Origin of the sequence: Saccharophagus sp. K07 (assembly GCF_014336955.1) — a bacterium.
Classification (GTDB): Bacteria; Pseudomonadota; Gammaproteobacteria; order Pseudomonadales; family Cellvibrionaceae; genus UBA5868.
In genome coordinates this window covers 160345-178925 of the sequence record NZ_QRAI01000005.1, presented here as the reverse complement: position 1 = coordinate 178925, position 18581 = coordinate 160345, and the positions used below count along the sequence as shown (strand labels likewise).

Sequence of the window (18581 nt, the reverse complement as noted above, 5' to 3'; positions counted from 1 at the left end):
CTTAAGGACACGACAATGAAAATTCGCCTTATTCAGCTCGATGTCATACCTGGCCAACCCGATCAAAATGGCCAAGCCATACTCTCTCAGATTAAAGCCGCTCAGCACGACGGGGTTGATTTATTGATACTGCCGGAAATGGCAGTACCCGGTTATCTGCTCGGCGATGAATGGGAGCGCTACGCTTTTTTGCGCGAGTGTGAATATTGGGGAGAAAAAATTGCTCAGGCGAGCCAAAACATTACCGTCGTATTCGGCAATATCGCGGTGGAATGGGATAGCAAAAATGAAGATGGTCGAGCGCGCAAATACAACGCGCTGTTCGTTGCCGAACAGGGTCGGTTTATTTCCCACCCAGTTACCCAGCAACCGTTTTTTATCAAAACCTTGATGCCGAATTATCGCGAATTCGACGATAACCGCTATTTTTACGATCCGCGCAAACTGGCTTACGAACGTCAGTTGCAGTTAGAAGATTTGATCCAGCCCGTGCCGAGCCGCTTGGGCAAATTGGGTTGCATTCTGTGCGAAGACGGCTGGGACGAGGATTACAATATTTCGCCACTTGCGATTCTCGCGCAAAAAGGTGCGGAATTGCTGGTTAATATCAGCAACTCGCCTTACACCTTCAACAAAAATCACAAACGCAACCGAGTTTTTTCCGCAAAGGCGCGCAAATATCAGTTGCCGCTGGCTTATGTAAACGCATGCGGTCTGCAGGATAACGGTAAAACCCTGTTTACCCTCGACGGGGCGAGCTGTGTATACAACAGGGATGGCCACATCCTCACGCAAGCCAAATCTTTTCAGGAAGAGGCCGTTACTCTCGAACTGGATATCAAAACCACCAATACGTCAAAGGCAGTTCCCAATAATTGGATAGAAGATTCCACCGCGCAGCAATTTACGGCGATTCAATACGGCACGCGCAAATTTATGGAGCGCATCGGTGTGCGCAAAGTGGTGATTGGGGTATCCGGTGGCATTGATTCCGCCGTCGCAGCAGCGCTGTATCGCACGATTCTGCCAGCAGAGAATTTATTGTTGGTGAATATGCCTGGTCCCTTTACCTCTACTACCACGCGCAATCTAGGTCGGGCTCTAGCGGAAAATCTCGACTGTCCTTATACGGAAATTCCCATCCAGCCCGCCGTGGATACCACCATCGCACAACTGAAAAATGCGGAATTCAATTACAGCGCGGGCAAATTGAAACTCCAGGTATCCGACTTTGTAAAAGAAAATATTCAGGCGCGCGACCGCTCGTCGCGCATTCTTGCCGGCGTTGCCGCTGCTTTCGGCGGCGCCTTTACCTGCAATGCCAACAAATCCGAAATGACGGTCGGCTATTCGACACTTTACGGTGATCTCGGCGGATTTCTCGCTAATCTCGCCGATCTCTGGAAAGGCGAAGTCTACGCTCTGGCGAAATTTTTAAACGAAGAAATTTATCAGCGCGAAGTGATTCCAGCGGGCACCATCAAAATCAAACCGTCCGCTGAATTAAGCGCACAGCAAAATGTGGATAAAGATCAGGGCGATCCCCTCTTCTACCCCTATCACGACGCCCTATTCCGCAGCTGGGTGGAACGCTGGCAACGCGCAACACCGGAAGATAATTTGCAATGGTATGTCAACGGCGAACTGGCGCAGCAGATTGGTTATCAGGGTGATATTCAAACTCTCTTCCCGGACGCACAAAGTTTTATCGAGGATTTGGAGCGCTGGTGGAAACTCTATCAAGGCATGGCCATTGCGAAACGCATTCAGGCTCCGCCGGTGCTGGCCATTAAACGGCGTGCATTTGGCTTTGATCACCGGGAAGCTCAGATGGGCCCGCGCTGGACGACGCGCTATCAGGAATTAAAACGCCAAGTTCTCGGAGGCGGATCGCACTAACGCAGCATTTCCAGCCAATACAGAACCCGGTCGTGACCGCGATAATTGCCGAAGGAAAATTGCGCATCTGGCAGTTGTGCATCGGGGACACCATCGTTATCCCAGTCGAACATCAACCAGGGAAGGTCTGTTAAATCAACCTTTACCGTAATACTGCCGGTATTACCGGCTCCGGGCGCCGTGAAATAGTGCCCGGCATCGCCCGCATTAAACCCAACAGTTGTTGCATTGAGATATGCATACCGCCCGGTGGTTGAACCGCCGCCCACACTTGCAGTTCGATTGCTGGAAATATGGATAGCGCCATCCGGATAGATAATTTTATTTAAAGGGATGGTGCTGCAGCTATCGTCGAGATTTTTTATCCATTGGCTACCGTTCCAGTATTCGGTCTGAAATACCACCGGAAGATCTGCCGTTTCCGGCCCATAAGAATCGTCAAGACGTAAACGGCCATAACGCAATCTGGTCGGTACAGAATTGACGCGTACCGTATCCATTATTCCGTCATTGTTAAGATCCAAATCCAAATCGCCCAGACGCACAGTGACACCATCCGAATCCAGCGGTTTAAAGCCAATGCGTACCGACGAAAACGGGCCGTCTAAATTTGCAGCGCGAGCAATACTGAGCTGCGGCGCCAATGCCAGAACACCATCCTGCAAACTGGGTTCAGCCCATACATTGGTGATACGACCACTCAGCAACGTAGAACCGGCTTCATCAATGGCCGATAACATCGATTGCAAGTCGGCGGTCGAAAATTTATTAAATCCGTCTTTGTAATTTTTCAACGGCAAATCATGTGCTCCGTAAGGCGTTATTTTCGCCGAGAACGAAAAGGTTTCATCCAAATAGGAAAACGGCAAAACGGAACTGCACGCGGGCGTTAAAGATAAATCGCTCAAACGGAAATGATCGGGATAAAAACGCCCGACATAGCCCGATTTGCCGATGATTTTGCTGCTTCCAGTGCTACCCAGATAATTCCCTCCAGCTACGCTTGCAGCGATTTCAATAATACCCACTTCGCCAAACGAAACTGCCGAACTCGCCGTACCAACAGTAAAAGCTGTAAAACTACCCCCGGATAATCCTGGATTCTCTCCATCCGCTGGCGATATAAGAACCGAATTGGCGCTAATACCTTGTGCGGGATTTTCCTTGCCAAAACTCACCAAAGGCGGATTATCTGCAAGGTCGGCATTATTGCCCAGCGAATTGTCATTGTGGCCATCCGGAATACCGTCATTATTCTGATCGTCGGCAGATTGCCAGCCAACGGCGGTTACGGTGAGCGTAAAAGAATGCCCAGCTACGCGAAATTTTGCACCGCCGCTATCAACTGCTCCCGTATTTCCAGTCACAGCGACATTTATCCCGAATGGCCGCGCTATCAAAACATTGGATTGACCGAGAATATGGGAATCCGAAAAATTCTCGCTCGTGTCACTGATTGCGAGACGATATTTGCCAACATCTGATGCCAGCAAGGTGAAATTTGCAATACCGGAATTGAAACCTAGCTGAATATTATCGTTGGCCGGGGTGGAATTGGGCGGATAAAACGTTTGCCCACCAGCTGTGATCGCAGGGGCCGCGCCGCCAGGATCTGCGGAATCCCGCACCAGCCACATTTTCACATTGGCATTATTGTAAAGCTCCGCCACTCTACAGGACTTGGATGGCGAGGATATATCCTGGGTCATCAGCTTTGCGGTAAAAGAATGGGGGCGTCCGGCGATGACATCAGCATCCGCTGTTTCGATTACAAATGCATTAGCGGAAAATGTAACTGGATTGGAGATCGCGTTGACACCTCCATCTGATACGGTGATCTGCAAATTTTCCGCGTGCTGGTTATCCAGCAACAGAGTAATTTCACCTTGATCCGCTGCGGTAAATGTATAGGACGCCTGACCATTATCGTTGCTTGACGCTGTTAAATCGCCAAATGCATCACCGTTGGATTTTTTCCACTTGCCGTGACCGGAAGACGTTGAAAGGTTTATGGTTCCGGTATAACCCGTCAGAACGCTGTTATTACTATCGCGCGCGCTAATGGTTACCGGGAAATCGCTACAGGTACTCGCCGCGCCATTACCCGTATTGATATTCCAACCGTTAATTGAGGGCGTCAAACTGCATAGAGAGCCGAAATCCGCGGTATTAATTGAATCGGTGTAGTTGATCCTAGTGAGGTTATTCAAATGTATCCGGCCGGCAGCAGATACTCCGCCGGTTACCTGGACCATAAAACCGAGTAAAACATCTCCCGTTTGCGAATAGAGAAATCCGGAAAATCTTACGGACTCATCAAACGAGATTGTATTTTTGGCAAAAATCAATAAGTTTTCCGGGTGGCCATGCGTGATATTGGTTGCGAATTGAACCGTAACACTTCCATTAACAAAAATTCTGACCGGCCCATTACCGGTTATACCTATGATGTTTTCTCGGTGAATACTCAAATCACCATTGATGTAATAATCGCCTGGAGCAAAGTTGACTATTGATCGCCAATTAGTCGTTAATTTTCCCATGTAGTACTTTCCACCGCTCGTGGAAAAATTCAAAGTCCCTTGCTGCTCGACACTGACATCTCCGTAATGACCCGCCCCGTAGGTTGCGGTAGCTTCCGCCGCTATATTGATAGAGCCATCAGAGCCAGTACCAGCAGGGATCGTCAAATTGACGGGTGCATTAAATCCGCCTGTTGCGGAACAACTTACAGCTCCACACGATTTCCAACCGTATCCGGCGTTATCGATAATACTGGGCACATTTAGCAGCGTGCTTCCGCCAATTACCCGCGACTGCATATTCATTTCCAGATAACCACTGGCGGAATGCGCCTGAACCCCCGCAGAGAAAATGGAATCGCAGGTAGCGGCATAGGCATTCCAGACCAACAATTGCCAAGCGATCAACAGTGCGCAGAAAACCCTATTCATAGCGCACCCCTGTAATGACTCTGCGTTCCGCTGCCAATTGCCCTTGCCCGCAAGACGCCGTTGCCTCCACCCGATAAATACCGGCGGTATCACCGGCACTTGAGGCAATTGAACAGGCAATTTGCGCGGAACAGGCATTTAATCCTGCAGCGGAGAACGTCAAGATATCGCCATTAGCCGCCGCACATTTTCCATCGGCACCCGCTTTATCCGCGGTATTGAACAGAATTTGATGCATGGCCACTTGCGCCGCACTTTCAGCGGCATAAAACGCCTGGACGGATAGACTCTCCTGCACAGCGGCGGAAAACTGGCCTGCACTTAAACGACTAATAGCTATCGCCAATGCACCTAAACCCACCAAAATAAACAGTGCGAGCGGCATTAAAAAACCTTGCTCTTTTTTGGATGGCAATTTTTTTAAATAACATTCAGGGCACATTGCGGATCAATACCTGATGATTTAAATCCAAACTGGCAGTGCCAGCGCTAAACCGCAGATGCATACGCACCACCATACTGCGCTCCTGCGATGCAGGCGATAATTCAAAGGCAATATTATTGGCTGCCACGTCATGCGCCATTAATGCACTCTTGCCGCCCGGGTTCCCCCCGCCCAAGGCCGTCGTCGAAAATCCATAATCTGAATAACGCACCAGATTGCCGCCGCTAACACAAAATCGAACGGGATCAGAAGTCAGAAACAAACGTTTATTAACGGAATTGCGGAAAAATCTGTGGGGTGCCGCAAGCGTAATGGAGGCAGGTCCTAAAGACGTAATACTGACACGCGCAGCCGGTTTTGCTGCGGTAAAAATCTCCGCAGGGGAAAATGGTGCAATAACCACATGCTGAGCACTTCCGCCCTGCCCAGCGAGATTTCCAATGGCAATTTGTGTTTGTTCGGCCTTGTTATTGTTTTGATCTGCCACAGCATTCTGATAATGAGTTGCAGCAACAACCGGCAAAAATTCCACACATTGACCGCCGGGACTAACGCGCACGGAATTCGGCACTGCCATACGCAATTCTCTGGCCATTTGCTCCAAACTCAAACGCCCGCGTTGCACCAGTTGATTGCGCGTTTGCGCAATGCGATAGGACTCCAATGCACTGAGCACAAAATTGGAACCTATGGATGCGACTATGGCCAGGATCACCACGACCATAATCATTTCCACCAAAGTGAATCCCTGTTCCCGTTGCATCAGAAATTCACCTTATAGGCGGTTAATTGCAGGATATTGCCGTCCGGCATACCCACACTCACGGTGATGCGGCGCGCAGCATCTGCAGCCAGCCCAAGATCACTTCCCGCCTCCACTACTGCCACTGAAACGGGGAATCCAGTGTCCGTTGTATCGGAATATCCGTGGTAATCACCCACATCATCAAAACGATTTTCGGGGGAAATTGGCGTACAGGCATCCACTCCATTTGAACCACAAGCTGGAATTCCTCCAGTCGGAGTATTGTCAGCAAACTTGCGCGCAAGAATTTCATCCATCAATGCTTGGCCTTTTTCCAAGGCTTTGATGCGCACGGCAGGATCAACTGTATTAATGACGGCGTTATTAAAAACCGCGAGCAATGCGCCCATTGCGATGGACACCACCACAATAAACACTATGACTTCGATCAGAGTTAATCCCGCTTGGGATTTTTTACGGGCGCGGTGTTTAGCAAGGAAACAGGATTTAGTAAGCATAACCGGTCGCCGTCACTGTGACATCAACACTCTGACCGTTGTTACTGACCGCAATTACAGTAGGACTCGTATGCCCTAAATGGTCGTAGTTCAATACATGAGAGCTGAAGGTTATACCGCCTGATACGTCGAGAGGATAGCGAATTCCAGCAACGGAAATACTTTCGTCCGCTGTGAAATTTCCATCCCGGTTGCTATCGACACGCACATCCACCGTGGAACCAGACACGATGACCCGAACGGGTGCAAGTTGCGCCATGGCTTTTTGTTGGGCAGAAAAAAGGGCCGTGGTCAGAAGATCACGGCCCGCTTGCAGTTGGAGCATTGTAGAGGGGGTCAGACGGGACACACCAATTGTCGCGATAATCCCGACAATTACCATCACCGCGATCAGCTCAATAAGGCTGAATCCTTTTTCCGCTGTGTGATAGCGATGGTTATGTTGCTGCACGCGCTCCCCAATTATTCACTCGGAGGATCTATACCACCTGCTGCGCCGATAATAACAAACTCGGCAGATTTACCAGTGTCGCCAGTCAAAGTACAAGTGACGGCAATTTTATCGCCGACAGGCTTGCTAGCAATGCTATAGCCCGCAGGCAAACCACCTTGCAGAAGCACTCCGCCATCTGTGCAATTGGAGATATTGTAAAAAGGATCTGTAGAAGTCGTTGTCAGTTTTGCTTCTACCGCAAGATCCACGGCGTGGTTTAACGCTGCACCGCTTTCAATACTACCGGCGACACCGCGAACCGCAGCCTCGGCGGCTTCGTCTTGCAAATTAACAAAACGCGGTATTGCCGTTGCGGCCAATATCCCAAGAATGACCAGCACCGCAATGAGTTCGATCAACGTAAAACCCGATTGCTGATTTCTACCCATGGAAAATCTCCAACTATTTACAACTCGAAAAGATAAGGAATTGTGATCACCGGAATTTTGGCGCTTCACTTGATCCAGGCACATGCGGCCTTTTTGAAGTCGGATTTCCGTCTTCTGATGCCAGCATTTTGTTGAGCCAGCATTTACGCCTCACTTGCTCCTAAGCTTAGTCAACAATTTTTGGATTTCCTGGTTATAAAAAGACTTAGGCCATAGGACTATTTCAAACAGATAGTTATGACTTTCAGCCATTTATAATTTTTTTGGATATGCCAGATTGAAAATTTCAGCCGAAGCGAAAAATTGCGAAGAATGCAGTTTTTTAATTAAAAATTATTTGCGAATTAGTGACTTTCCATCAGGTTGGATATAAGCAATGCATATTCAATCCAAACGTTGGGAAAAAGATGAATGGATAACTGGAAGAATTGGCGGATAAAAGGAATGAGTCGATTCGAGCCATAAGAAGGATGCGAAGACCTAAAAAAGAAAGGCCCGCCAAAGCGAGCCTTTATTCTAGGCATTTTTGAGGTTGCTTTTAGAAGATCCAGCGTCCGTTGAACCGCAAAACCAAAGACTTCGCCCCCACTAGAGACCAATCATCCGTTGCAATATTGAGTGATACAGCATCACTCTCCAATCCAACCCATGTGGCGCTCATGGTAAAGTCATAGCCGGCCTTAAAATAAAAATCGCCAGCCAGATCGCACAGCAGGAACAAACGATCAAATTCAACACTGTCGTATTTCTCTCGCATATAGGAAATTCCCAAAGGCCCATAGAGCTTTTTGGTAGCCGACAATTGATAGAAAGTAGGCAACTTCTGGGTAAAGTTTTGGTAGCTCTCGACAGCGGTCATCATAGGCGCGCGTTGCGCGTAGCCATTGCTGTCAACATAAGTGCTGGTTGAAGCAACAGTGCCTTTGGTATAGGGGGCATCACGCCAATCAATTTCGCCAAACAAGTCGTAAAAATTCAGATCGAATTGCCAACCGCCTTGCAGGTGAAATCTTGCCTCCACATCGAAAGAGTACCCCTTCCCTTCTGCCGGAATCACCGGGGGCCTATCCAACAGGTAGTCCTCTTCGTAGTAATACAGTACACCGAGATTCCCACCTTTAATTTCGTCATCCATTACATTGACCGAGCCGCCTATGGCGCCGTAAAGCAATTCTTCAGCTTCCAGATAATTCACCGATACGCGCACCAGGGAATCCTGCGACAGGGCAAATCGGTAACCAACTCGCCATCCTTCCGCTTTGACATGTTGTGCCTTCAAATAGGCATCGTAGGTTCCTTCCGGAATTTTCTTTTTGTTTTTGTCCCAATAAATGATATTCATCGTATCCGGAGTAAATTCGAATACATAATCCTCGCGCATAAAATGCGCAAGTTCAAAATTCTTCCAACCAAATCCCATTTCCAGTCGGTTGTAGGTCAGCGCATGATTACCGGGCACTGGCTCACTACCGCCTTTCAGGTCATCTTCAAAATCTTTGATGGGAACGACTTCGCTGAAAACGACGCTGCCATGACGAATAAAAATTGCGGCGTTTTTGTCATTGGCGAAACAAGGGAATGAAATCAGGGCAAATGCGAGCGCAATGAGAAGATACATGAAAAACCAACAGCTGGTTAAAAAGAAAGGGTGAACAAATGTTCACCCTGTAAGCATCGTTAATATTATTTTAGTCAAATCCCCAAAGGAGAGTTGAATTTTTGCATCGATTAATAGAGTGTTTCGATCTCGTTGGTATTGCCGCTGGTGTAGCGCACAACGACCTGGCCATTACGTTTCTCGATCACACCATATACAGTTCCTTTGTAGGAAACATCGCCTTCTACAGATCCACCAGTTGTACCTCGCGAACACTCATGCTCACTCCATCCTGGTTGGTAATGGTCAAATAACCTTTTGGATCACCATGGGATTGAGACCGAGGAATTTGAAGTCTATATTCGCCGTCGTTGTCAGTGATGCTCTGCGCGATTGATATCCCATCTGGGCCAAGCCCAAGCGGATAAGCGGTAACGCTAAAACCTTGGAGTATTCCCTTGCTGGCTTTACCCTCAACCGTGACAGTCGGCTCCTGTGAGTTCGAGGGATAATGCTTTTTGCTGCCGTTACAGCCACAACCTTGCATAATGATCGCGACCGCCACGGCACTCAGCAAGAATATTCGACGTAAATGCATGATCATTTTTTATCCACTTGTAATGGACAAAACGCTGAACAGCTAGCGAGATTCTGGTGGAATAAACGCGAGGTTTACCTGGACCCAGTTGAAAGAATAGATGGAACTTGGCAACTCGCAATTCGGCGGAATATAAATTTTTTAATGCGCTTGACGATGGTTTAGAAGTGCGCGGGATTGGTGCAGAATCTGGACATTTGAGCGTCAAAATTCAGTCACAAAGCGTTAATATGCGGCGGAGATGTTACGAATTTACACCAACCCGGAGTATTCACTAACAAAATCTTTGTCGGGCAAATGCAAGGAAAAACAGCTGTGTTTATGCACCTTTTTGGACGTTATACATATCCCACATGGGGAGAAAGATTCCCAATGCCAGGAGAGTGACAAATGCAGCCATAACAATAATCAGAATGGGCTCTATGCTGTCGCTCAGTTTTTTAAGGTCGTAGCTCACTTCCCTTTCATAAAAGTCCGCGACTTCAGCGAGCAATTCTTCTACTTTGCCACTCTCTTCCCCAACAGCAATCATCTGCAATACCAAGGGACTTAACATATCTGCCTGAGTATGTGTACGCAGCAAACTTTCACCTCGCTCTATACCTCGGCGAATACGATCTATCTTCATTCCAAGATAGGGATTATCAATCGCTCTCGAACACAGAGTAAGGGCCTGATTCAATGGAACCCCTGCACGGAGCATCAAGCTAAAACTGCGCGCATAGCGCGCCATGGAGGCACGATCAATAATGCTGCCGATAATGGGGAGCTTGAGTTTTTTTTCACCCCAGAAAATAGCGCCTTTAGGAGTATTAATGTAAAACCAGATTCCGCCAATCAACCCACCTATACCTAGTATCAACGCCCACCAGTAATTAACGAAAACATGCGATGTTCCGAGCAGAATTTTCGTCACAAAAGGCAATTCTGCTTTGAAATGCTTGAACATCTCCGCGAATCTGGGAATGACCCAAATGTTTACGACAGTAATCGCCAGCGCCAAGGCGATCATGACAAATGTAGGATAGCGAATAGCGGACTTGATACTTTTACGGGTTTCTTCGTCGCGCTCCATATAAAAAGCCAGCTGCGCAAATACCTGATCCAGGCTGCCGGTGCTCTCACCGACGCTGATCATGCTGACAAATAAATTGCTGAAAACTTTCGGATGTTTGGCCATGGCCGGCGATAGCGCCGACCCGCCTTCCAAGCGTGATGCAACATCGTTGAGTACACGCTGAAATTCGCGATGTTTGAGACCCGCCGCCAAACCTCGAATACCCCGCACGAGCGGAATACCGGATTTGGTAATCGTGTACATCTGGCGGCAGAACATGATCAGGTCGACGGGTTTGACTTTGTTGTTACCCAGTAATGCATCCAGGTCTATGTCATTATTAGACGCTGTCGCAGGCTGAATACTGACAGGCGTAATTCCTTGGGCAAGCAATGCAGAAGCTGCCGCTTCCTCATTGGCAGCGTCGAGCTGGCCTTTGGCCAATTGCCCTTGGGAAGAGCGCCCTTGATATTCAAATATGGGCATAAACGATTATTACCCTACTCTCTGCGCGATCACATTTTTCACTTTGCAACATCCTTCGCCAAACTTTCATCTTCCACTTCTGCGGATACACGCAATACTTCATCAATAGTGGTAATACCCTGAAGAGCGTAGTCCAGTGCACTTCTGCTCAATGGTCGATAATTTTCGTGCGCATTCGCTGCTTCATTAAATTGGCGCACATTGCGATCGCGTAAAGCATCTGCCATTGCGTTATTGACTTCCAGAAATTCAAACACACCAATACGATCCAGATAGCCGCTGTTATAGCAATGCGGGCAACCGGATCCTTTGCGCATTTGCGATACATCCGGTGCAGAATGTTTCGTCATACGACGAATTAAATCGAATTCTTGAGGATTAGGCGTATAAGGCTCAGCACAGTGGATGCATACGCGCCGCACCAGGCGTTGTGCAATCACCGCTTTCAGGCTGGATGCCACCAGAAAGGAATCCACGCCCATATCAATTAATCGCAAGGCGGATGTCACGGCATCATTGGTGTGCAATGTCGACAACACTAAGTGGCCTGTCATAGCAGCGCGCAAAGCAATTTCTGCCGATTCGGAATCGCGAATCTCACCGATCAGCAAAATATCCGGGTCTTGGCGCAAAGTTGCGCGCAATACTGTATTGAAGGTCAGACCGATTTTTTCGTGCAGCTGCACCTGATTGACACGGGGCAGACGATATTCCACCGGGTCTTCTACGGTGATGATTTTTTTCTCGGGCGTATTGAGTTCGCTTAAAGCGCCGTACAGCGTGGTGGTTTTACCGCTACCGGTCGGACCTGTCACCAATACCAGTCCGTGAGGACGATGGATCACATTGCGAAACAATTTAACGTAGTTGTCCGGCATGCCCACCTTGCTCAGCGGACGAATACCGGCGGAATGATCGAGCAAACGCATTACCACCGATTCACCGTATTGAACCGGCATAGTGGACAAACGAACGTCAATACTGTGAGAACCGATTTTTAAATTGAAGCGCCCATCTTGCGGCAAGCGTTTTTCCGAAATATCCAAACGCGACATCAATTTCAGGCGAACCACCAGTGCACCGACAATCCGCTTTTCGTTCATGACTTGCTCAACAAGAACGCCATCAATCCGCTGGCGGATACGCAGCACGGTTTCATCCGGCTCTATATGAATATCCGAGGCGCGGCTTTTTACCGCTTCTTCAAATATTTTTTGCAGCAATTTAACGACGGGCGCATCCATGTCTTCCGCTGCAGTGACTATATCCGCAATATCGACCGCGTCGCTTTCCAGCTCTTCGTCCAACTGCTCCGCCAGAGAGGCAATTTCGCTGGCACGGGTATAGGCGACATCGAGAATATCCAGCAATTCGGATTCCCGAACCACTGCTGGCTTGACCGGTTTGTTGAGAATTTTGCGGATATCGTCCAAACCGAAAATATCGGTGGGATCGGACATGCCGAGCAGAATGCCGTCTTTATCTTCCTTCAGCGCAATAACACGATAACGTCGCGATACGGTTTCCGGCAGAATCCGCACTACTTCGCGATCAAAGCGATAGTGAGCGAGATCGATAAACGGGTAATTCAGCTGTTTTGACAAAAGTGTCAGCAGGGTATTTTCGTCAACAAATCCCAGCGCTACCAATTGGCGACCGAGTTTATATCCGGTTTTCTTTTGCTCGGCGAGCGCGGTTTCCAGTTGTTCCTGACTGATAATCTGCTGGGCGACCAGAATATCACCTATGCGAATTCGCTTGGAAACAGCCGTACTGCTCGCAGAATTGTTGGTCATACCTTCCACTTATTTACCCGTAAAAACATCATCGACTTGGCGATAATTCCTGCCAGCGCAGCTGGGCGAATTGCATCACCCGCGTATCCGGGTGGCGCAGCCTCAGCACATTTTCATATGCGCGCAGTGCGATCTGTATTTGTTTGTTGCCATCAGCACTGACGGCTAGGCCGAGCCAATCGTTCACATTATTGGGCGCCCGCTCGGTCAAGCGCGCATATACCGCCATAGCCGCTGCGTAATCGCCAATTTTTTGCTGCATACCACCCAGTAAACGCAACCGCTGCTCTTCAGCCAGAGAGGAAAATTCAACGGAAGTTAATTGCTGGATACCGCGAGCGTAATCACCTCTCAGCACCGCAGTTTGCGCAGCGGCGTAATACGCAGTGGCATGGCCGCGTTTTTGTAACAACTCTTCCAATTTCAACAATTCATTGACACGATTTTGCGCTGCGTAAAAGTCGGCCAGGGCAACAGCGGTTTGTCCAATCTCCGACGCACTTGCTAGCCAATTCAAAACCGAACTCTCCGCTCGCCAACCTTTTGCACGCAGCTCTGCCGACATCTGCTCATCACCTGTTACGGCTAGCGTGATAACCGGCTTTTGGGTTTGCACAACAGGCTTTTTTTCGCCTGCACGCAAACGCTCCTGATAAACAGACAGCGCGGAGTCCGCTACACCAACCACTTGTGCGCCCTTGATGTATCTTTGTGCAGCCTCAAAACGCTCATCTTTTACAGCGCTTTCCAACAGCGCGATATAGCGCTGTTGCAGAGAGGCAATTCCTTGCAATGCTGCTTCATTGGTTTTATCGAGCAATAAAACCGTTTTGTAGTATTGATAGGCATTGTCGCCTACTGGGCTGGTAAGGCGATTTTCTTGAACGGCAAGTTCCGCCGCATTGAGTAAACGCGCGATCGCATCTGTATTAGACGCGGTTTGAGCATTTGTATTAGATGCAATTTGGGTATCAGGATTTGCAGATACAGCAGGTATTTCAACGAGTGCTGAGGAAGCAGATTCGATTGAGCTATTTTCCTTGGATACGCTAATCACTTCTTCAGCATCAGTTGCATCTTGTGGCGCCAGCTCAGCCGTCACACTTAACCATTTGCTGTTAAAGGCAACCGGTTCAGGAATTGGCATAGGCGATTTTTTTGATGGAAATAAACCTAACGCATTCCACTCCACTACGACTGCATACAAAACTGCGGTAGCCGCCAAACCAGGCAACCAATAACGCTTTATGTCCGATTTTTTCGGTTCCACAGGCGCAAGCCCCGCAGGTAATACTCGCGCTTCTGTGGGTTGCTCGACGCGATCGATATCCCGGAGCATGTCATTGATCAAACTCATCGAGCAACTCCTGCCGCACGCGGCACAAATGCCCGACCATTCAATTGCCAGAGGCGACACCAAAAACGTCCACCCAGACGCGCCTCCGGTGTGTCGCGCACAGCCATGGCAATATGCCATCCGGCAATACTGATATCGCCCCGTCCATAGGCACATAACAAAGCTTTATGCGCGAGAATATTTATCAACCGCGGAATTCCGCCAGAAGCCTTGGCCAGCAACCAGACGGCCAGCGGACTGAATAAATTGTTTTGCGCACAACCGCTGGCTTTAAGACGATGTTGAACATAAGCAACGACGCCCGCATAATCGAGCGGTTGCAATTTTTCTGCAAAGACAATTCGCTGTTTCAGCTGACGTAAATCTTCCCGATGCAACAGCACATCCAATTCTGGCTGCCCCAGAATTACCACTTGCAATAATTTGTGTTTTTCGGTTTCCAGATTCGTCAACAAACGCAATGCTTCAATGGTTTCCCGCGGCATGGTTTGCGCTTCATCTACCACCAGCACAACTCGCTTTTTCTGTCGCGCAATTTGTATCAGACGGCGATATATGGCGGAAGTCAGTTCATGGGATGGCATGGAGCGCTGATACTCCGCACCAATTTCCGTTGCGATAAATGCCTTAAGCTCTTCCGGAGCCAGACACGGATTGGGAATATAGGCGGTTACGAAGCGGGATTTATCCAATTTGCTCAGCAAAATACGACACAGCAAGGTTTTACCTGTGCCGACTTCGCCGACAATTTTGATAAAACCTTCGCCATCTCTCAGAGCAAAAAACAGAGTATTTAACGCTTCCCTGTGGCTGCGATAATTCACAAAAAACTGTGTGTCCGGCGTCAGAGAAAACGGCTTTTCCGTCATCTGAAAATGTTGCAGATACATGGCCCACCTATGGCTCAGCGGCCACCCCGCTCAGATTTAAGAGGACCGGAGAAATCACGGAAATCGCTCAACTGATCGCGCCAGGATTCCTCATTGACTACCACGGGACGCAATAAAATAACCAATTCGGTTTTGGAGGTCTGCCGGCTTTTGGTTTTGAAAAATGCATTGAGCACCGGGATATCGCCCAACACTGGACGCTTTCCATCCGCTGCACGCTTGGCATGTTGCATCAAACCACCCAATACAATCACTTGCCCGCTGCGCGCGCGTACCACGCTGTCGCTCTCACGAATTTCGCGCAGCGCCAACGGCAGGGAAAACGACGAATCACCCACGGTGACATTTTTAGTTTGATCGCGTACCTCACTGATAATCGGGTGAATGTGCAGAATCACATCACCGTCGGGAGAAATCTGCGGGGTAACATCCAGAGAAATACCGCTAAAGAAAGCGGTCAACTCCAATTCTGGCGACGAAACCGTGGTCGAAGCGCTGGATGTGGTATTGCTTTTTACCCCGGTTACAAAAAATTCATCCGTACCCACGCGAATGACCGCTTTTTGATTATTTACAGTGGAAACACGCGGACTGGAGAGAACCTGCACCGAACCTTGGGTTTCCAATAGAGAAAGCAAATCGCGCACATCGACAATTTTAAAAATCGAGGCAAAAATCTCCGCTCCATTCGGAGTGGCATCTCTGATATCGACCGGCGAGTTATACTGGGTTACGTTATTGGAATACATCAACTGCCCTTCAATCGCATTCCAATTGATGCCTGCCTCAAAACCTTCATTTAGGCGCACTTCCAAAATCTGCGCTTCCAACACCACCTGGCGTTTGACGCTGATTTCCGAGCGCTCCAAAAATTCCCGCACGGCATTGATTTCGCCTGGCATAGCGGTCACAGCCAAGAGTCCTGCAATCGGGTTGACCATAACATTGCGGCCATCCGCAGGAGCGCCAATCATGCTGCTCACGGTCGTATCCAGCATGCGCCAGAAATCGGTTTTATTTAATGTCTGTACCCGCGAGCCAGGGCTCAAGCCCTGGCCGCCGGATGAATTGGATTCAGACCCGCCGGCCAAGCCGAGCAAATTCATCGCCTCTGTGCTGGTGCCACTGGTGTTCGAACCGCTGGAGGAACCACTGTTGCTGGATTTCACTTCACCAATGGAGACATTGGTATCGGTCACACCGACACGTTGTATATCGATGTAATTGATGGAAAAAATTTCCGTGCGCAAGCTGCGCGGGAAAATCGTATAAATACCGTCTTTGAATTTGTATTCGTAACCGTAAATATCGCGCACCACGGTTAAGACTTCGGGCACAGTAACATTACGCAAGTCAAGGGAAATTTCGCCCGCCACATCCGGGTGGGTAACGACATTGACGCCGGCTTCGGATACCAGACTGAGGAAAAATTCCTTCGCCGGGATTTTATTGACCGTAACATTAAAACGTTTTTCGCTTACGCCTGCTTTCGCCATGGCCGAAACAGAATTGGACAGCAGTGCCTGATTTACAAAATCCGGCACCTCGCGGGATGGCTGACTGCGCTCCAGAGCCTTGTCATACAGATCGTCCGCCAGCGATTGTTTTTGCGTTTGCGGGGCGCAGCCGCCGACGGCAATCATCGCAGTCAAAAACATTAGCGCAGAGCGCAAGGACATAGGTCAGTCCTCCACCGCACGTAAAACGGCCGGCAAAAGCACAAGCTCCCCCTTCACACCATTTTTCAAATAAATCACCTTGTCCGGTTGAATTGCCAGTATCTTGGCCTGTTCCACCACATCACCTACCACTACCGTTTTGCCATTAATTACCGCGCGAGCGCGTGTACTGTCGGTATAAACGGCTTGCAACTGCAGGGGTCTGTTTTCCTCAGCAGCATTCGCTTTGGCAACGACCGCATGCAGAGGCCGCGTAGGATCGACCAATGCGCTTTCCATATTGTCGTTTGCGGTATTTGCATTCACGCTTGCGACATTTACGCCGGCCAAACACAGCAAAAATAACGGCGCTGCATATTTAAACCCCATCCAAAACACCTCGCTGCGTGGAAAGCGTAAATACCCGTAGGCGAACATCGGCATTCGGATAATTCTTGACTTCATAACGCAGGGAATCCCAATAAAAGCGCCAGTCGCTTTGCTCCAGCGTTTTCAGATATTCGACCACTGAGGGAAAATCACCTGCCAAATTCAGTACCACGGAATGTTTAAAAATTTTTACACCGGCTTCTTCCTCCGCTGGCCCTTGTTCAGCAACGGCATTTTGCAGATTGGAAGAAAGCGAAAGTTGTTCGGGTGGCAAGGTCACCATATTGACGATTTTAAGCTTGCCGATTTTGCTCAATACGCCGTGCATGACTTTTGGAAGCGCTTCCGCCGGAACCAGGCCTATCTCGGCCTTATCCAATTCGCGATCGAGTTGAGCCAGTTTATTTTGCAGATCCTGAATTTCGCGGCGCAATTCCATGTTGGGATCGACTCTCACCAATCCGGTGAGGACCTGCACTTCAGCTTGCGATGCGGTCAATGCCGCTTGGGCAACGCGTTCGCGTGCCACAAAAAGTTCTTTTTGTTTGGCGATCGGTTGCAACAACAGCAAATCCCACAGCAAATAAACCGCAGCAACAATTGCCCCTACAACCAATAAACGCTCGCGCGCCGCCAGCGTTTCAAAACGATTTTTTAATAACATCCATTTTTGTTTCACCGGAATCCTCCGGAATGCTCCATCACATAGGGCAAAGTCTGCGGATCCATGGGACCATCGCCACTCAAAAGAAACCGCACACCATCGCCATATTTTTGCATGGAGAGATAACCAAATTTGGCAGAGGCAAAACGCTGGTCCTGCTGCAATTGCGTGATATACAACGGCACCAATTCCGGCTTTGTACTCACACCCTCCAGACGCACAAAAGCGCCACCACTTTGCAGCGCGAAATTCTGCAGTGAAACACCTTCCACTTTTTGACGGCCCAGCGCCACCAGATGCTGGGAAAATCCACTGTCGTTACCCATTGACCGCTGCGCCAATATGGTCGACGCGCGCTCGCGATTTTGAATCGCCTGACGCAAGCGCTCGATTTCGATTTCCAACGCAGGATCTTTCGCTGGCCGAGGTGCATTTTTCAGCGCATCGGCTTCCAGCTTTTTGGCTTTCTGCTCGGTTTCCAAAGCCAGAACCGCCTTCTGCAAACCAGACAGCTGCCTAGCCTGAACCAATTGAATGCTCAATAAAATCGCCAGAAACGCGCCGAGCGCGAGCGCCATTTTTTCGACTGACAACCAATCCGTTTGCGGACGAAATTCCGGCAAATAAAGATTGATTTGCTGCATA

General features: G+C 49.0%; 17 protein-coding genes. 1 reads left to right on the top strand and 16 read right to left on the bottom strand.

Annotation, left to right across the window (positions count from 1 at the left end; all coding sequences use genetic code 11):
- Positions 1 to 15 precede the first annotated feature (15 nt).
- Positions 16 to 1899 (top strand): NAD(+) synthase, encoded by a 1884-nt coding sequence (gene nadE / locus DWB84_RS15340; protein ID WP_187410687.1) that lies wholly within the window; start codon positions 16 to 18, stop codon positions 1897 to 1899.
- On the opposite strand, the gene DWB84_RS15335 is transcribed toward nadE, so the two are convergent.
- The 16 genes from DWB84_RS15335 to DWB84_RS15260 form a co-directional block, all read right to left on the bottom strand.
- A complete protein-coding gene (locus tag DWB84_RS15335) occupies positions 1896 to 4853 on the bottom strand; it encodes a DUF6701 domain-containing protein (RefSeq protein WP_187410686.1) in 2958 nt (985 codons plus the stop codon). The two genes, nadE and DWB84_RS15335, sit on opposite strands and share 4 nt — an antisense overlap.
- Positions 4846 to 5238, bottom strand: coding sequence for a hypothetical protein (locus tag DWB84_RS15330; protein WP_187410685.1), 393 nt, complete (start codon positions 5236 to 5238; stop codon positions 4846 to 4848). The genes DWB84_RS15335 and DWB84_RS15330 overlap by 8 nt, the downstream gene beginning before the upstream one ends.
- Positions 5239 to 5284: 46 nt before the next feature.
- A complete protein-coding gene (locus DWB84_RS15325) occupies positions 5285 to 6061 on the bottom strand; it encodes a PilW family protein (protein WP_187410684.1) in 777 nt (258 codons plus the stop codon).
- Entirely contained in the window at positions 6061 to 6561 is a 501-nt protein-coding gene (locus DWB84_RS15320) for a prepilin-type N-terminal cleavage/methylation domain-containing protein (RefSeq protein WP_187410683.1), read from the bottom strand. Before DWB84_RS15320 ends, DWB84_RS15325 begins: the two co-directional genes overlap by 1 nt.
- On the bottom strand, positions 6551 to 7012 hold the full coding sequence (locus DWB84_RS15315; RefSeq protein WP_187410682.1) for a type II secretion system protein: 462 nt from the start codon (positions 7010 to 7012) through the stop codon (positions 6551 to 6553). The genes DWB84_RS15320 and DWB84_RS15315 overlap by 11 nt, the downstream gene beginning before the upstream one ends.
- Positions 7013 to 7023: 11 nt before the next feature.
- A complete protein-coding gene (locus DWB84_RS15310; protein ID WP_187410681.1) occupies positions 7024 to 7443 on the bottom strand; it encodes a type IV pilin protein in 420 nt (139 codons plus the stop codon).
- A 538-nt stretch (positions 7444 to 7981) separates the two neighbouring features.
- Positions 7982 to 9061: a hypothetical protein gene (locus DWB84_RS15305; RefSeq protein ID WP_187410680.1), complete on the bottom strand. Its 1080-nt coding sequence runs from the start codon at positions 9059 to 9061 to the stop codon at positions 7982 to 7984.
- Positions 9062 to 9284: 223 nt separating this feature from the next.
- Positions 9285 to 9644 carry a hypothetical protein gene (locus DWB84_RS15300; RefSeq protein ID WP_187410679.1) on the bottom strand — a complete coding sequence of 120 codons (360 nt, stop codon included), beginning with the start codon at positions 9642 to 9644 and terminating at the stop codon, positions 9285 to 9287.
- Between the two features lie 313 nt (positions 9645 to 9957).
- Entirely contained in the window at positions 9958 to 11181 is a 1224-nt protein-coding gene (locus tag DWB84_RS15295) for a type II secretion system F family protein (protein ID WP_187410678.1), read from the bottom strand.
- Between the two features lie 38 nt (positions 11182 to 11219).
- The gene (locus DWB84_RS15290) at positions 11220 to 12977 is read right to left on the bottom strand and encodes a GspE/PulE family protein (protein ID WP_187410677.1); all 1758 of its coding nucleotides are present in this window, start codon (positions 12975 to 12977) and stop codon (positions 11220 to 11222) included.
- 28 nt (positions 12978 to 13005) lie between these two features.
- Positions 13006 to 14334 carry a hypothetical protein gene (locus DWB84_RS15285; protein WP_187410676.1) on the bottom strand — a complete coding sequence of 443 codons (1329 nt, stop codon included), beginning with the start codon at positions 14332 to 14334 and terminating at the stop codon, positions 13006 to 13008.
- A complete protein-coding gene (locus DWB84_RS15280; RefSeq protein WP_187410675.1) occupies positions 14331 to 15224 on the bottom strand; it encodes an ExeA family protein in 894 nt (297 codons plus the stop codon). Before DWB84_RS15280 ends, DWB84_RS15285 begins: the two co-directional genes overlap by 4 nt.
- A 14-nt stretch (positions 15225 to 15238) precedes the next feature.
- Complete coding sequence (mshL, locus tag DWB84_RS15275; RefSeq protein ID WP_187410674.1) at positions 15239 to 16903, bottom strand: pilus (MSHA type) biogenesis protein MshL; 1665 nt, start codon at positions 16901 to 16903, stop codon at positions 15239 to 15241.
- A 3-nt stretch (positions 16904 to 16906) separates the two neighbouring features.
- Positions 16907 to 17272: a hypothetical protein gene (locus DWB84_RS15270; RefSeq protein ID WP_187410673.1), complete on the bottom strand. Its 366-nt coding sequence runs from the start codon at positions 17270 to 17272 to the stop codon at positions 16907 to 16909.
- Entirely contained in the window at positions 17262 to 17951 is a 690-nt protein-coding gene (locus DWB84_RS15265; RefSeq protein WP_187410672.1) for a hypothetical protein, read from the bottom strand. Before DWB84_RS15265 ends, DWB84_RS15270 begins: the two co-directional genes overlap by 11 nt.
- Positions 17948 to 18580, bottom strand: coding sequence for a hypothetical protein (locus DWB84_RS15260; RefSeq protein WP_187410671.1), 633 nt, complete (start codon positions 18578 to 18580; stop codon positions 17948 to 17950). The genes DWB84_RS15265 and DWB84_RS15260 overlap by 4 nt, the downstream gene beginning before the upstream one ends.
- Position 18581 lies beyond the last annotated feature (1 nt).

What these genes read in the sequence shown, in the direction of transcription:
- nadE (WP_187410687.1), top strand. Translation starts at nt 16, where the DNA reads ATGAAAATTCGCCTTATTCAGCTCGATGTCATACCTGGCCAACCCGAT.
- DWB84_RS15335 (WP_187410686.1), bottom strand. Translation starts at nt 4,853, where the DNA reads ATGAATAGGGTTTTCTGCGCACTGTTGATCGCTTGGCAATTGTTGGTC.
- DWB84_RS15330 (WP_187410685.1), bottom strand. Translation starts at nt 5,238, where the DNA reads ATGCCGCTCGCACTGTTTATTTTGGTGGGTTTAGGTGCATTGGCGATA.
- DWB84_RS15325 (WP_187410684.1), bottom strand. Translation starts at nt 6,061, where the DNA reads ATGCAACGGGAACAGGGATTCACTTTGGTGGAAATGATTATGGTCGTG.
- DWB84_RS15320 (WP_187410683.1), bottom strand. Translation starts at nt 6,561, where the DNA reads ATGCTTACTAAATCCTGTTTCCTTGCTAAACACCGCGCCCGTAAAAAA.
- DWB84_RS15310 (WP_187410681.1), bottom strand. Translation starts at nt 7,443, where the DNA reads ATGGGTAGAAATCAGCAATCGGGTTTTACGTTGATCGAACTCATTGCG.
- DWB84_RS15305 (WP_187410680.1), bottom strand. Translation starts at nt 9,061, where the DNA reads ATGTATCTTCTCATTGCGCTCGCATTTGCCCTGATTTCATTCCCTTGT.
- DWB84_RS15300 (WP_187410679.1), bottom strand. Translation starts at nt 9,644, where the DNA reads ATGATCATGCATTTACGTCGAATATTCTTGCTGAGTGCCGTGGCGGTC.
- DWB84_RS15295 (WP_187410678.1), bottom strand. Translation starts at nt 11,181, where the DNA reads ATGCCCATATTTGAATATCAAGGGCGCTCTTCCCAAGGGCAATTGGCC.
- DWB84_RS15290 (WP_187410677.1), bottom strand. Translation starts at nt 12,977, where the DNA reads ATGACCAACAATTCTGCGAGCAGTACGGCTGTTTCCAAGCGAATTCGC.
- DWB84_RS15285 (WP_187410676.1), bottom strand. Translation starts at nt 14,334, where the DNA reads ATGAGTTTGATCAATGACATGCTCCGGGATATCGATCGCGTCGAGCAA.
- DWB84_RS15280 (WP_187410675.1), bottom strand. Translation starts at nt 15,224, where the DNA reads ATGTATCTGCAACATTTTCAGATGACGGAAAAGCCGTTTTCTCTGACG.
- mshL (WP_187410674.1), bottom strand. Translation starts at nt 16,903, where the DNA reads ATGTCCTTGCGCTCTGCGCTAATGTTTTTGACTGCGATGATTGCCGTC.
- DWB84_RS15270 (WP_187410673.1), bottom strand. Translation starts at nt 17,272, where the DNA reads ATGGGGTTTAAATATGCAGCGCCGTTATTTTTGCTGTGTTTGGCCGGC.
- DWB84_RS15260 (WP_187410671.1), bottom strand. Translation starts at nt 18,580, where the DNA reads ATGCAGCAAATCAATCTTTATTTGCCGGAATTTCGTCCGCAAACGGAT.